This window comes from Chitinophaga sancti (assembly GCF_034424315.1).
In the GTDB taxonomy this organism is placed as follows: domain Bacteria; phylum Bacteroidota; class Bacteroidia; order Chitinophagales; family Chitinophagaceae; genus Chitinophaga; species Chitinophaga sancti.
Window position 1 is genome coordinate 5,100,783 of record NZ_CP139972.1, and the last position, 15,308, is coordinate 5,116,090.

General features: G+C 44.2%; 11 protein-coding genes. 6 read left to right on the forward strand and 5 right to left on the reverse strand.

The window, feature by feature from the left end:
* The first annotated feature begins 256 nt into the window (after positions 1-256).
* The 3 genes from U0033_RS19715 to U0033_RS19725 all read left to right on the forward strand — a co-directional run bounded on the left by U0033_RS19715 (position 257) and on the right by U0033_RS19725 (position 6,318).
* Positions 257-4,018: a SusC/RagA family TonB-linked outer membrane protein gene (locus U0033_RS19715; RefSeq protein ID WP_072358346.1), complete on the forward strand. Its 3,762-nt coding sequence runs from the start codon at positions 257-259 to the stop codon at positions 4,016-4,018.
* Between the two features lie 13 nt (positions 4,019-4,031).
* Positions 4,032-5,489 carry a SusD/RagB family nutrient-binding outer membrane lipoprotein gene (locus U0033_RS19720; RefSeq protein ID WP_072358349.1) on the forward strand — a complete coding sequence of 486 codons (1,458 nt, stop codon included), beginning with the start codon at positions 4,032-4,034 and terminating at the stop codon, positions 5,487-5,489.
* A gap of 106 nt (positions 5,490-5,595) precedes the next feature.
* Complete coding sequence (locus U0033_RS19725) at positions 5,596-6,318, forward strand: DUF2490 domain-containing protein (protein ID WP_083571404.1); 723 nt, start codon at positions 5,596-5,598, stop codon at positions 6,316-6,318.
* A 100-nt stretch (positions 6,319-6,418) separates the two neighbouring features.
* Here U0033_RS19725 and U0033_RS19730 read toward each other — a convergent pair whose 3' ends face one another.
* On the reverse strand, positions 6,419-6,898 hold the full coding sequence (locus U0033_RS19730) for a YcxB family protein (RefSeq protein WP_072358351.1): 480 nt from the start codon (positions 6,896-6,898) through the stop codon (positions 6,419-6,421).
* A 21-nt stretch (positions 6,899-6,919) separates the two neighbouring features.
* Positions 6,920-7,483, reverse strand: coding sequence for a hypothetical protein (locus tag U0033_RS19735; RefSeq protein WP_143150649.1), 564 nt, complete (start codon positions 7,481-7,483; stop codon positions 6,920-6,922).
* 1,118 nt (positions 7,484-8,601) lie between these two features.
* Between U0033_RS19735 and U0033_RS19740 the strand changes: the two genes are divergently transcribed.
* Positions 8,602-9,357 (forward strand): phosphoglycerol geranylgeranyltransferase, encoded by a 756-nt coding sequence (locus U0033_RS19740; protein ID WP_072358356.1) that lies wholly within the window; start codon positions 8,602-8,604, stop codon positions 9,355-9,357.
* Positions 9,358-9,443: 86 nt separating this feature from the next.
* Here U0033_RS19740 and U0033_RS19745 read toward each other — a convergent pair whose 3' ends face one another.
* Both U0033_RS19745 and U0033_RS19750 read right to left on the reverse strand, forming a co-directional pair.
* On the reverse strand, positions 9,444-10,172 hold the full coding sequence (locus U0033_RS19745; RefSeq protein WP_072358358.1) for a LytR/AlgR family response regulator transcription factor: 729 nt from the start codon (positions 10,170-10,172) through the stop codon (positions 9,444-9,446).
* Positions 10,173-10,266: 94 nt separating this feature from the next.
* Positions 10,267-11,304 carry a sensor histidine kinase gene (locus U0033_RS19750; protein ID WP_072358360.1) on the reverse strand — a complete coding sequence of 346 codons (1,038 nt, stop codon included), beginning with the start codon at positions 11,302-11,304 and terminating at the stop codon, positions 10,267-10,269.
* A gap of 235 nt (positions 11,305-11,539) precedes the next feature.
* Here U0033_RS19750 and dxs point away from each other — a divergent pair, with 235 nt between their 5' ends.
* Entirely contained in the window at positions 11,540-13,468 is a 1,929-nt protein-coding gene (dxs, locus tag U0033_RS19755) for a 1-deoxy-D-xylulose-5-phosphate synthase (RefSeq protein ID WP_072358362.1), read from the forward strand.
* A gap of 116 nt (positions 13,469-13,584) precedes the next feature.
* On the forward strand, positions 13,585-14,619 hold the full coding sequence (locus U0033_RS19760; RefSeq protein ID WP_083571405.1) for a flavin reductase family protein: 1,035 nt from the start codon (positions 13,585-13,587) through the stop codon (positions 14,617-14,619).
* A gap of 116 nt (positions 14,620-14,735) precedes the next feature.
* On the opposite strand, the gene U0033_RS19765 is transcribed toward U0033_RS19760, so the two are convergent.
* The gene (locus U0033_RS19765) at positions 14,736-15,110 is read right to left on the reverse strand and encodes a hypothetical protein (protein WP_072358365.1); all 375 of its coding nucleotides are present in this window, start codon (positions 15,108-15,110) and stop codon (positions 14,736-14,738) included.
* Positions 15,111-15,308 lie beyond the last annotated feature (198 nt).

A 15,308-nucleotide genomic window follows, 5' to 3' on the forward strand; every position in this document is an offset into this window, starting at 1 on the left:
GTTTGAAAGGGTGCTTCACCGCGGTGAGGGGCAAGGAAATACCATATGCGGATGTTGCATTCTCACACCTATAGACCAACTCTGTAAAAGCCACTGGTTACGGTATTTTGCAGGCATTCCCAAGAAATAATCCTTAGCGGGTTCATTGTACCGGAGATTTCGATTGTATTATAATTGAGCGAAAGAATCAGGTATTGTAGACAGGAAACGGAAACCTGTTACTAAAAAATTTTAAACCAAATCTTGCAATATAACAATGAGAAGCCATGTACTCACCTGGTTATGGCTGTGCTTTGCTATTTACTGTAGTATAGGACCCAACAGAGCAAGCGCAAACGTTAACCGGCCAATCCTGACTTATTCTGCTGTAAGAGCAGTACAGCAGCAACCCAAAGACACAACGGTGAAGCCTTCCGCTTCGCCCATAGTGATCACACCTTCTGCCAGCAAACCGGCTGAGGATACGACTAAACCCGCAACGGCCACTCCTGTGACCATTACGCCTAACAGCAATAATCAGCGCAGTAAAGCAGATACAAACAAACCTGCTGCGGCTGTAATCACACCTGATAATTCAGCGAAGGATAGTACTAAAACAGATACTACCAAACCCGCTGCAGTAGTAATCACACCTGGTAATTCAGCGAAGGATAGTACTAAAACAGATACTACCAAACCTGCTGCGGCTGTAATCACACCTAATAACCAGGCAAGTGACAGTACCCGTAAGGATACAACCAAACCCGCTACTGCAGCGAGTGATAGCGTAAAGAAAAAAGCAGCTGATACATCTGCACTGATCCTCCCTTCAGATAGTAATACACTGAAGAAAGAGATCGGTCAATTCACTTTGAGAGGTGTGGTAAAGCAGCCGGGAGGCCAGCCCATCCCGGGTGCACAGGTAGTAAACCTGTCCACAAAACAAGGTGTTGCTGCGAATGTAGATGGTACTTTTTCTATCAAGGCTTCTCTGAAAGATACTGTCAAAATATCGGCACCAACATTTGGTGATCAGTCCATACCATTGACCAGTAAGGATTCCCTGCCAGTCACATTAACAACAGCCTCTACCGGTAAGAAACAATTGCAGGAAGTGGTGGTAACAGCACTCGGTATACAGCGTAATACAAGAGCTGTTGGTTATGCCATTGAAAATGTAAATGGTAATGCCGTGCAGGAAGCAAAAGAAGTGAACTTTGTAAACGCACTGCAAGGTAAGGTACCCGGCCTGCAAGTCAATTCCAACACAGGTTCCATGGGTGGCTCTACCAAAATCACAATCCGTGGTGTGAAATCTATATTAGGCGATAATAACGCATTCATTGTAGTAGATGGAACTCCATTTGTAAATGGGAACAGCAACCAGCCAGGACAGGCAAATGGTGGTGGTGGTTACGACTATGGTTCCTCCATGCAAGACATCAACCCTGAGGATATAGATAACATCTCTATCCTGAAAGGTGCTGCTGCTACTGCATTGTATGGTAGTCGCGGTGCAAATGGTGTGATGCTCATCACTACCAAAAAACGTCCTGATGTGCCAGGTGGTATTGGTGTAACATATAGCATCAATGCGCAGGCTGACCAGGTATCTGTATTACCGCATTACCAAAATCAATATGGTGGTGGTAGTGGTGGCAAGTTTCAAAAATTGTATTACAACGAACACCCGGAAGCTTTCCTGAGTGCATCTGCCGCCACATATGACGATAATGATGGATTAGGAAGATATGATCTGATGCCGATTTACAAAGCAGATGAATCCTGGGGTCCAAAACTCGAAGGACAGATCATTCGCCCATACTATTCATTCGATAAAGATAAAGGCAATCCTTACTTCGGTCAGACAACTCCATGGGTAGCGCAACCTAACAATGTGAAGGATTTCTACAGAACGGGGTATACCATCACCAACAATATTGCTATGGCCGGTACGAATGATAAAGGCTATTTCCGCCTCTCTTATGGCAATATGAACCAGGTTTTTGTACTGCCTAATGCAAGTCTGAACAGAAATAACATCTCATTCAACGGAGGATATGAAGTAGCAAAAGGCCTGAAGGCATCAGCCTCTATCAACTATACTGCATATGGTGCAAAAGGCAGACCTGGTACAGGTTTCACCGGTCCTAACCCAACCCTGCAGTTTACCATGTATGGTCAGCGTCAACTGAACCTTGATATGGAAAAGAGATATAAATATGAGGATGGTTCACAGATCACCTGGAACCGTACTTCATGGGATGATCCAACACCTTCCTCCAGCAATGGGCCATATTGGAACCGCTATATGGATTATGAAACCGATAGCCGCACCCGCCTCTTTGGTAATGTGGGCCTTGATTACGAAGCCAGCAAATGGCTCACGATCAGTGGTCGCGTATTCATGGATAGCTACAACGCATTGCAGGAAGAACGCACCGCAAAAGATTACCTCATAGGTGGATATGTAAAAAGAGTACCTACTACTACAGAGATGAACTACCAGTTGACTGCCAACATGAAATTCGATCTGGGCAAAGATTTCAAACTGAACACTGTAGTGGGTGGCAATATTATGCATCGTAAAGCAACGGCAACAGGTGGTGCTACAGTAGGAGGTCTCATCATACCGCTGGTATATAACCTGGCTAACTCTGTGACCCCAGCTGCACCAATCGATGACTATGCCGAAAAACAGATCAACTCAGGATTTGCAACAGCATCACTGGGATATAGAAACCTGCTGTTCCTGGAGCTGAGTGGCCGTGCAGACTGGAGCTCTACTTTGTTGAGTGAAAACAATCCATATATCTATCCGGCAGCTTCTGCATCCTTTGTATTCTCCGATCTGCTCAAAGAATGGAAATGGTTGTCATTCGGTAAAGTGCGTGCAAGTATCTCTGCAGTAGGTAATGACACCAATCCATATCAGACCGATGATCTCTTCGGGTTCCTTCCCGGCTTTGGCAGCCACCCAATGACACAGGCTACCAGCAGCAAAAATACCCGTGATCTGAAACCTGAGCGTACACAGGAATACGAAACCGGTATCGCATTGAAGTTCCTGGATGAACGTGTAGGAATAGACTTTACTTACTATCGCAGAAAAACTACAGACCAGTTACTGGCAATCTCAGTATCGCCCGCAACTGGTTACGTGACTGCATGGGGCAATGGTGGTGCTGTAGAGAACAAAGGTATTGAAGCCTCTCTAGCCCTGAATCCAATTCGCCTGAAGAATGGTTTTCGCTGGGATATCGTAGCGAATATTGCCCGCAATAAGAACAAAGTGTTGAATATGTACATTGATCAGTACAAAACTTCGCTTACCCAGCAAACAATCGGTACCGATCGTCGTACACAAAGAGTTTCTGTCGTAGGGCAGGTAGGCCAGCCACTGGGTATGATCACTGGTACTGATTATGTGTATAACGATAAAGGAGAACGCATCGTAGGTGCGGATGGTAATTACCTGATCTCTGATATCAAAACACTTGGCAACGTCTATCCTGATTACGCTGGCGGTGTGACCAATACCTTCTCTTACAAAGGGATCTACCTGTCAGCACTGATCGACTTCCAGCATGGCGGTACTTTCTTCTCCTACACAAATATGTATGGTAAGATCTCTGGTCTGCTGGATGTGACAGCCGATAATAATGTACGTGAAACTGGTATCATCGCGAAAGGGGTGAAAGAAGATGGAACACCAAACGATGTTGTACTGGATGCGAATACTTACTTTATCAACAACGAAAATAAAACACTCAGCAAAGCGAACATGTACGACGCAAGTTATATCTACCTGCGTGAAGTGAAACTGGGATACAATCTCCCGGAATCATGGTACAAACGTTTTCACGCACAGAATGCCAGGCTGTCTCTCTATGGCCGTAACTTATGGTTAATGCATAGTAACGCGCCAAACGTAGATCCGTCAAACATTCTCAACTCAAATTCCAACATTGTGGGCATAGAAGGTGGTGCATTACCATCCATCCGCTCCTTTGGTGTTAACCTCAATGTTTCATTCTAAAAAGTGAATCAAAATGCTTAACCGTATCATCAAATATAGCTTGCTGTTTGCCTTTGTGGGGCTGATTATGGCCGGATGTAAAAAGCTGGACAGCATCAATCACGATCCAACTAAACCAACAACAACAGAACCTCAGTACCAGCTTACCGCTGCCGAAAAAACAGTGATGGATATGTTGTATAGCACATTGCAGAATGGCTATATCGGCATGCACTATGCACAGTTCTGGTCCGGCAACACAAGAGTAGCTGACAGCCAGTATTCACTGGATGAAGGTAATAATGGTACGATGTGGACTACGCTGTATTCAGCTATCCATAACCTGAACTATATTCCGGCATTGAATGCAAACAAACCCAATGTAGCAGCACAGAATCAAAATGCCATCGCTGGTATTCTGAAAGTCTGGATCATGCAGATCCTGACAGATACTTATGTGAATGTACCATATACACAGGCCGTAAATGTGGAGCAATATATCACGCCCGCATTTGACGATGCCAAAACTATTTATAGCCAACTGGCAGATTCGCTGTCAGCTAGTATTAATGCACTCGATCCGGCGCAGCCTACTTTCGATGATGCTGATATCATCTTCAAAGGTGATGTAGCTAAATGGAAAACATTAGGTCATAGCCTGATGCTGCGCCTCGCCATCCGTATGGCAGATGCTGACAATGCAAAAGCAAAAAGCCTGATAGAATCCCACTACCAGGGGGCCATGACCAGCAATGCGGACAATGCAGAATTTACTTACCTGGGTGTGGATCCAAACAGGTATCCAATGGATGAAACCAACAGGAAGATCACCGATTTCTTTGTGTCTACCACACTGGTTGACTACATGAGAGCAACCAATGACCCAAGATTGAGTATTTACGCAAGACCCGTAGTAGGAATTGCGCCAGACACAATTTTCGGTATGCCTTATGGTATGAGCACAACAGCTGCAAATCGTCCTTTGGCAGCCTCTTATCCAGGTACTAAGATCTATGGCGCTGATATGAAGGGCATCCTGATGACTTATTCAGAAGTAGCCTTTACACTGGCAGAAGCAGCGGCAAAAGGATATGCTGTAGGTAATGATGCCGCCACTTATTATGAGGCGGGTGTACGTGCCTCTATGAAATATTGGGGTATCACTGATGGGGTAGATGAATACCTGGCTACAGTGCCTTATACGGGTGGTGAATGGAAGAATGTGATCGGTACTCAAAAATGGCTGTCATTGTATCCACAGGGCTTCCAGGCATGGTTCGAAAGGATCCGCCTGAACTTTGCAAAACCAGATGGATCAGCGCTGTTCATTGCACCAGTATCCGGATCACTGGATCAGCATGTAACGCTGGTACCTTACAGGCTTACCTATCCAATTGCTGAATCCAATGCCAACAATGTGAACTTCACAGCTGCGGGCAGCGCGATTGGTGGTGATAACAAGGGTACTAAAAACTGGTGGATTACTTACTAACACAACTATCACTTATAAAACCCGGCCGGCCTGCTCTCTAGCAGACCGGCTTTTTTATGCCTGTATTTCTTATTTTTACTATTCAACCTATTATGTAAATTATTATATGCGCACAAAAATTTGCCTGCTGGCACTATGCCTGCTAATGGGCGGTCTACAACTTTCCGCACAGGAACTTACCCAGGGCTATAGCCACTGGTATACTTATTTTGGTACTGCACAGATTAACCAGAAATGGGCGGTTGCTTATGATTTTCAGGCGAGGATCCGGAACGGGATTAGTGCAAAGGGGCAGATCCTGAACAGGGCAGGGCTGCAATATACCCCTGGCAAAAATGCAAGCTATTTGCTGGGATATTCGTTTATTACCACCTATAGCGATGGGGCTGATCAGTATTTTCCGGAGCATCGTATTTATCAGCAATTCATTTATAAGAATAGCACACGGGCTTTCAATATGACGCATCGTGTTCGATTTGAGGAGCGCTGGGTAGGGGCGAAGGTAGCGGGTTCAAAGGATGTGCAACATTGGAAATACGGGCATCGTTTGCGGTATTTTAATCGTACACAGTTCCCGATTCGCAAGGCGGAGAAGACAACGCCTTTTTATTTTGCTTTGCAAAATGAAGTTTTCATGAATGTATTGAATAGTGAGATCAATGATAAATTCGTAGATCAAAACCGGTTTCTCATTGCGCAGGGCTACGCCGTAAAAGCAAACTTAAAGGTTGAAGCGGGCTACATGAATCACTTCGTTCAACCCGCGTCAGGCAATAATTCCATGACGCATATTCTTCACCTCGCAGTATTCCACAACTTTGATTTATAAAAACCGCTCGATGGAGTAAGGCACCTTGCTCAATCGAGCACCCCGTAAAACAAATCGGGCGATCCAATGGACCGCCCGATTTGTTTTGCAACTATATAAATTAGTTTATTTTATTCTTCGCTAACCGCTCAAACTCCCGCTGCTCCAAATCTGTCTTAAATGCACTCGTCGGCACCAAAAAAAAGTCTTTCTTCCCCTTATACAAAAAGAAAAATTTCTTCGTCTTCATCACCTGCGTAAACACCTGCCAGCTCAACACCTTCTCCACATCACTATTCCTCGTTGCAATCACAATCCCTTCCTCAGAATAATTCAACCTGATATCATCCTGGAAAGTCGCCGCATTATTATAAATCGACACCGGCAGCATATACCAAAACACCAGGCCAATCAACACCGACATCCCTACAATTCCTATCAGCGCACCAAAAGTTACCAACTGATATGCAAACCCACACAAAGTAAACACCAGCAGTATAAAAAGCGTGTTCTTAAAAACTTTGATTTCTCCCCGCTGCAGGAAATGATAGCGCAATGCATGCAACACCTCCTCCTTATTGTAACTAAACTCCAAATGCATTATGGCAAGGCAGACATTTTGTTATTTAACGACTGGAATGGAAATCTGGCTTTCCATATCATCCCTGGTACTTACCGGCGCATATTTTTTATGACTGGCCACAGACGCTTTCTTAGGCGTACCATCAGTCAGATCATCTTCGCTCAGACCAGGGAAATTATTCTTGATAAACTGAAAATACTGTTGTAAAGTCCTGGCATCCACTTTAAAAGGAAATGCAGGCTCCTCGGCTACCGCTTTCAGGTCGCTCGTATTTATACGGCTTCCGTTCTGCAGATACCATTTATATAAATCCACGATCCCCTTCTTCAAATCCTCCTCATACATCTTATCGCCATCCTGATCCTTCGGTAACATCCATACATACTCCTCCACGCGGGTAGCACGTGCAGTAGTTTTTGTTACGGTAGTAGCTTTATCATCGCAGTTAGCAGACTTACATTTTTCCTTATCTCCCTTATCGCCTTCTTTGTCTTTCTTTTTTTCCTCGTACCAGGTTTTATCCAGCTTTCTCTTTCCGCTAATGGCGCTCGCTGATGATACTGTGGCACAACCTACCAACAGCAGGAACAGCAGCTTTTTCATAGTGTAAATTATTTGTAAGTCTAAAAATACAAAATCCCGGTCAAAAAAAGGAAACTGTTTTTGCCCGAGCCTGCTATTTAGGTCTGCCAAATGGCAAAAAATCCCGGCAAAAAAACAAAAGCAATGGATAAACCATTGCTTTCGAGAGTCATTTTACATTGCATGAAGATTCACGCCTGTAGTAATCAATTGGTTTTTCATAGGACAGTAACCATAATAAAAATTAATACAATAACAAATATAATAAATATCTATAGTAATGGTCATACCACCATAAATATTTGAAATAGTTCAATTTATTAGATCAATCTTAATAAAATGTATAAAAAATTAATGGATTTATAGTAAATCCAAAATGAGAGTTTTTACGAATATATAGGAAATGCCAACTAAGAGGGAATCCTCACTACAACTGAAATTTCAAACAAATTATCAGAGAATTACCAGAATGATATTGTGTAGCGCGAACTAAGAGACAAAAAAACCTATACTGAATATATAAATATGCCTTTGAGAGATCGGGGCCTATTGGGAAAACTATGCGGTAGAATTAGGGAAAAAATAGTAAAACAGAACTTAGAGAAAATAGTAAGGGCACCTGGAAAGGCGCCCTCAATTTGTTACTATCCTATGAAAACCCTATTTGAATACAAATGTAAGGGCATGTTATTTTTCTTTAAAATTTTCCGGCCACAATAACAAATCATTAACAAAGGCGCTGTACGCTAAACACTGAGAATGAGGCCGGTAGCCCGTTTCAAGGGGCATTTCGGTAGTAGGAAATTTACATTTTTAAATCCGGCTGAAAAGGCCTCTGCTATTGAGTTTCAGTACAAACTGGCATAGTTATCCAGGATACTAATTCAACTTTTTCGTAATTTGCTTGTTTTTACTGCTCAAAAAATATATTTTTATTTTATATGATAAAAAATAACTTTTTGGCTGGTTAATCCGTTACACCTGCGTGAATGGCCCAAAGATTGCAGACTGTTACATAGATGGGGGGTCGAAATCATTTTGTTTTCTATAAAAAATAGCTCACATGCATATTTAACTAAGACTGTGACTTATTACCAAAAAATTTATACTTTTGCGACAACCGGAACAATGCTATTTTGATGCACAATAAAATATACAATTCTTTCATCGACAGGAAGGCAAAAGGAGTTAAATCCTTTGCAGTACTGATTGATCCGGATAAGGTAACTCCAGCAGGAGCAGCCGACCTGGCCGCTAAATGTACGGCAGCCAAGGTTGACTATATCTTTCTTGGAGGGAGCCTTGTGATTACCTCTCATCTAGACGAGTGTGTACAGCAGTTGAAATCCAACTGTGATATACCAGTAGTTTTGTTTCCCGGAAGCCCCTCCCAGGTTTCCCGCTATGCAGATGCGCTGTTATATTTATCCTTAATCTCAGGCCGTAATCCGGAATTACTCATTGGTCAGCACGTCATCTCTGCACCCGCAGTGAAGAAAAGCGGACTGGAAGTGATCTCCACCGGTTACATGGTCGTAGATGGAGGAGCACCTACAACCGTATCCTACATCAGTAACACAACGCCTCTACCCGCAGACAAAGACGACATTGCCATGTGTACCGCCATCGCCGGCGAAATGCTTGGTCTTAAAGTAGTCTATATGGATGCCGGTAGCGGAGCCCGTAAACCCATTACTGAAAGTATGATTGCCCGTGTGGCTAGCCAGGTGAGCGCCCCTATCATTGTGGGCGGTGGTATCCGGGATGCTGAAAAAGCCTATCTGAACTGTAAAGCTGGTGCCGACATCATCGTAGTCGGAAATGCTATTGAAAAAGACGCTTCTTTAATTAAAGAAATTGCAGATGCTGTACACGCAGCACCTGTGTTAAGATAATAGCTCCTGCAACTAAAAAAATTAAAGTCCCCTCCGGAGAGGGGACTTTTTCTTGTGTATCTAAGTTTTAAACCTGCAGAATTGAATCAGAGACTCATCATCTCCTTGAATTTAACCGCCTGCCTCCGGCTCACCTCAATCTTTTCACCCCCTCTCATTTCCAGCAATAAACCCCCATTGAAATAAGTATCTATCTTCTCTATCATCCTCAGGTTCACAATGTGCTTACGGTTTGCACGGAAAAAAGTCCGCTCATCCAACCGCTCTTCCAGCGCATTCAATGATTTCAGAATCAATGGTTTGTTAGTTTCAAAATACACCCTTGCATAGTTCCCCACACTCTCAAACAGGCGAATTTCCTGCAACTTCACAAACCAGCAACGGTCTCCGTCTTTTACAAATACCTGGTCGTTTTCTGAAAGAATTGTCCTGATCGCGCCTACTTCGGCCTGTCTTTCCTTTTCTTCCTGCTGATGCAGTTTGTGTATGGCATCTGCCAGCCTTTTAGGCTCCACCGGTTTCAGCAGGTAGTCCAGGGCATTATACTCAAATGCTTTCAGCGCGTGTTCGTCGTATGCTGTGGTGAAAATAACCTGAGGAGCCTTCTCCAGCTCAGCCAGTAAGTCAAAACCAGTCTTATCAGGCATCTGGATATCCAGGAACAGGAGATCCGGATGCAGGGTTTCAATCTTGTCCAGACCATCTTTTGCATTCACCGCTTCTCCCACCACCACAATTTCAGGATGGTCTGCCAGCAGCTTTTTGAGCTCACTTCTGGCTAGTCGTTCATCATCAATAATTAAAGCTTTTTTCATGAGCAGTTGCTTTGTTTTGATCGCTGCGCGTTACTATAAATCTAAGATTTTTATTCAACTTGATGCGGGATACAGTCTTCAGCCGTTTCCCCCACTATACCAATGGCATGACCACCCTCACCTCTACCATCTCCCCATCCTTATTATAAATATTGAAAGATGCCCTGCTACCAAATAACATACTCAACCTTTGCCGCGTACTCTGGATCCCAAATCCAAATCCCGGCCCCGCTGCCGACAGTTGTCCCGTGTTCTCAATCGTGATCTCATGCTGCATATCCTTTACATGAGAACCGATAAACACCGTTCCTCCCGTAATAATCCTGGAAATACCATGCTTGATCGCATTCTCTACCAGTGTTTGCAACATCATAGGAGGGATAGGCAATTCCAGTGTCTCAGGGTCTATATCATATTCTACTTTCAATCGTTCTTCGAAGCGGATCGTTTCCAGTGCCAGGTAATCCTTCACAATACTCAACTCATTTTCCAGGCTCACAGTTTCCGCTTTTTCTACCTGCATGGAACTGCGGAGTATATTCGACAACTCTGTGATTGCCGTCCTTGCCCTTTGCGGGTTTTCGTCTACCAATGCCCGTATACTGTTAAGGGCGTTAAAGATAAAATGTGGATTCAGCTGTGATTTGATCGTCTTGAGCTCCAGCTCCTTTACCGTACTTTCCAGTTTTAACTTATCTACCTGGGTATTTCTGCTGCGGTCTATATAGTGCCACACAAAATAAATGAGCCACCAGATAGCCGTAATCAGGAAGATGGGAATGAGGAAATTGAAAGTTTTCAGATCTGCAAATGTGCGCTGCTGGCTCTGATCACGGAACAGGTTGCCGATAGAAATGTTCCCGGCATAAATGATGATCCCGGCCCCTACCGTCAATCCGAAGAATAACAGCATCTGGCTCTCAAAACTATACTGGAACCAGTTAATACGCTGTAACATGCTCCGGAGCGCATGAGTAGCCACGAGGCCAAAAAATATAATGAGTAATAAATTGACGGTGTATGACCGGTCTACACTTCCCAGGTAAGAGTAAGCGAAGAATATATTCACGACAAAATAAGCAGCCCATCCCGCTATCTGACACCACCAATATTTTGATATTCGTTTAAACATCTATTTGAAATTAATAAACAACTCCTACTTTTCAAAAATACCGTCAAAGGGTAGTGTATCATTTTGAATTCCCTAAAAATACCATTAGACAGTGGTATACTGCAACACGTGCAGATGTACGGAATTCTCCAAGGCCAAATGGTTCTATGTGCTGATATTTGGCAAATGAATTGCTAAGTGCATACACACATTATTTATCGTACTTTTGTGTATTAAAATCCTGCATCCAACAGATATGAACATTACGCCGGGCCCATTGCTGGGCAACATACAAACCCCTGCTGATTTGCGGAAGCTAAGTAAAGAACAACTGCATGAGGTAAGTGAAGAACTCCGCCAGTTCATTATTGACGTGGTAAGCGTGCATGGTGGTCACTTTGCGGCCAGCCTTGGCGTAGTTGAACTTTCTGTAGCCCTGCACTATGTTTTCAATACCCCTTATGATCAGCTGGTATGGGATGTAGGTCATCAGGCATATGGACACAAAATCCTCACCGGCAGAAGAGATGTGTTCTATACTAACCGCAAATACCACGGTATCAGTGGTTTCCCAAAAAGAGAAGAAAGTCCCTACGACACCTTTGGTGTTGGTCACTCTTCCACCTCCCTTTCCGCTGCCCTGGGTATGGCCATCGCCTCCAAGTTCAAAGGAGAAACCGACCGCCAGCATATAGCTGTGATTGGTGATGGTGCTATGACCGCCGGTATGGCCTTCGAAGCCCTCAACCATGCAGGCGTAGCCAATGCCAACGTGCTTTTTATCCTCAACGATAACTGCATGTCCATTGACCCTAACGTAGGCGCACTCAAAGAATACCTGACCGATATTACCACCTCGCCTACCTATAACAAGTTTCGTGATGACGTGTGGCACCTGCTGGGCAAACTCCCTGTGGGTAAACGCTTTACCCGCGATATGGCCTCCAAACTGGAAGCAGGAATCAAAGGCGTGGTATCCGGCTCCAGCAATCTCTTTGAATCCCTGAAACTCCGCTACTTCGGTCCAATCGATGGGCATAATATCATTAAACTGGTAGATACCCTGCAGGACCTCAAAGATATTCCCGGCCCTAAACTGCTTCATATCGTTACCACCAAGGGTAAAGGTTATGCACTGGCAGAAAAGGACCAGACTACCTGGCACGCACCCGGCCTGTTCGACAAGATCACGGGCGAAATCTTCAAAAAAATACCCGATAAGCCACAAGCTCCTAAATACCAGGATGTGTTTGGGCATACGATCATAGAACTCGCAGAGCAGAACAATACCATTATGGGTATTACCCCTGCCATGCCTTCCGGCTCCTCCCTCAAATACATGATGGAAAAGATGCCGGACCGTGCCTTCGACGTAGGCATTTGTGAACAACATGCCGTTACCCTCTCTGCCGGTCTGGCTACGCAGGGTATGCGGGTGTTCTGTACCATCTACTCTTCCTTCTTCCAGCGTGCATACGATCAGGCTTTGCATGACGTAGCCATCCAGAAACTCCCTGTAGTATTCTGCCTGGACCGTGCGGGCCTGGTAGGTGAAGATGGTCCTACTCACCATGGCGTGTACGACATCGCCTATATGCGCTGTGTACCGAATGTGGTGATCAGCTCCCCGATGAACGAAGAGGAACTGCGTAATCTCATGTATTCCTCCCAGTTGTCCACACAGCAACTGCCTTTCGTGATCCGCTACCCGAGAGGACAGGGCGTAATGCCTGATTGGCGCCAGCCTTTCAAAGAAATTAAAATAGGTACCGGCCGCAAAATTCGCAACGGTAAAGATATCGCCATCCTCTCCCTGGGTCCTGTAGGTAATTTCGTAACCGAAGCCTGCAAAAACCTGCTGGTAGAAGACCTGCAACCTGCTCACTACGATATGCGCTTTGTAAAGCCGCTGGACGAAACCATGCTGCATGAAATATTCAGCCAGTACGATAAAGTGATTACTGTAGAAGACCATGCTATCACCGGTGGTTTTGGTAGTGCGGTGCTGGAATTTATGGTAGATCATGGGTATACGGCAAAGGTGAAACGCCTGGGCATCCCGGATCGTATCATTGAGCATGGTAAGCCTGAAGAACTACACCGTGAGTGTGGGTTTGATGCTGCGGGTATTGCAACAACCGTGAGAGAAATGCTGAAAGACAAAGTAACAGTAACAGCTATCTGATAGCGTAACAATAATATGCTCATTAAAACGCTTTTGCCTTCGGTAGAAGCGTTTTTTTTGTATGGCAGCTGTAGAGAATTGCTAAGATGCTTTTGTGAAAGTGATAAATTTGCGAAATGTATTTACAGCTTCAGATCACTGCCATCATAAAGGAAACACCTGATGCCTTCACTTACAGGTTTCAGCCTGTGAATGGCGCACCGGTGGCCTACGAAGCAGGGCAGTTCCTCACCTTTCTTATCGAACTGCATGGTGTAGCATATCGTCGTTCCTACTCTTTCAGCTCTGCACCCGGTATTGACCCGGATATCGCTGTTACAATACGCCGCAAAGAAAACGGTGCAATCTCCCGTTATATACTGGATCACTGGAAAACAGGAGACATTGTCACTACCTTACAGCCTTCCGGCAGGTTCACCCTGAATGAAGTACCTGATTCTCCTTTCGATATCTTCCTGTTAGGTGCAGGCAGCGGGATCACCCCACTTTTTTCCCTGCTTAAATATATCCTGCATCATCATCAACATGCACATATCAAACTGTTTTATAGCAGCCCAACGAAGGAACGCACCATCTTCCACGAACAGCTGCAATTATTAAATGAACAATACCGAGATCAACTCCATATCATATACCTCTTCAGTGCCGAAGGCATCATTCGCAGAATGAGCAATGGACTGCTGGAACCACTGGTAAAAGCACAAACAAAGTATGCCACTGAATTATCGCAATTCTTTGTATGCGGTCCCCCGGAATATATGCGTATGGCCCTGCTCACACTGACCTTTATGGGTTATAGCCAGCAGCAGCAACACAAAGAAAACTTTGTAGTAGATACAGCTCCCCAGCTGGCACGCATCGGCACGCCAACAGATAGCACGATCAAAACAGTGCTGATCAAAAAAGGCAATGAAAGCTACGAGCTAAAACTACCAGGCAATAAGAATATATTGTCTGAAGCATTAGCCCAGGGCATTACACTACCTTATAGCTGTAAAGGAGGAGTTTGTGGCTCCTGTACAGCACGATGTACACAGGGAACAATATGGATGGCCTTGAATGAAGTGCTCACTGAAAAAGAGATAGCACAAGGCTACCGGCTTACCTGCACAGGATATGCAGTAAGTGAGACTGTCGTTATAGAAATTTGATACCCCTATGCCGGAAGTTTGAACAAAAGCTAATTCTATTTAAATCAAAAAACAGCAAGAACTACCCTGTCTATAACAATAGCATAAAAAATCTTATTCTATGTAAACCAGCAAGGTTATGAAAAAGCGGAAAATGCGTTGAATTCTTCCTGCAACTCGTTATATAGCTTTCTGAACGTTTGCATACGATCTTCCATTGTGGAGCAGTCATCCACGGGGCGGTCATCGTGTAGAACGGCGAGCTGGCCATTGTTGGAGATCTTTTTAGCGCACTGCTTTAAGTCGTGGAACATCTCATCCGATACCTCTAACTGACGGATGAACTGATTTTGAAAATGCTCAATCTGGGCCAGAGAATCTTCGTCTGATTTTTTGTTAGATAACAATTCAAGACGATTTTGCATTGACCGGAGGGTATCTCTGGAACTATTCACTTCTACCTTCCAGTCCTGAATCTGTTCAAGCTCTGATGTTTGTGCTGAAACTTCCATGTGTATTGATTTTGCTGTGAAATAATTAGCGGATCAATCATGCTTCCCTTGCTTAATACAAGTCCTGTTTTAGAACACCTTTCTAAGGTACAAACCTTTTTAGCAATAGAAAAAGGCAATTTGCTTTTTAACAAATTGCCTTTTCCTGATATATGGGTGCTTTTTACCTACCCTTCTTAGTGGAGTTGCAATCGAATT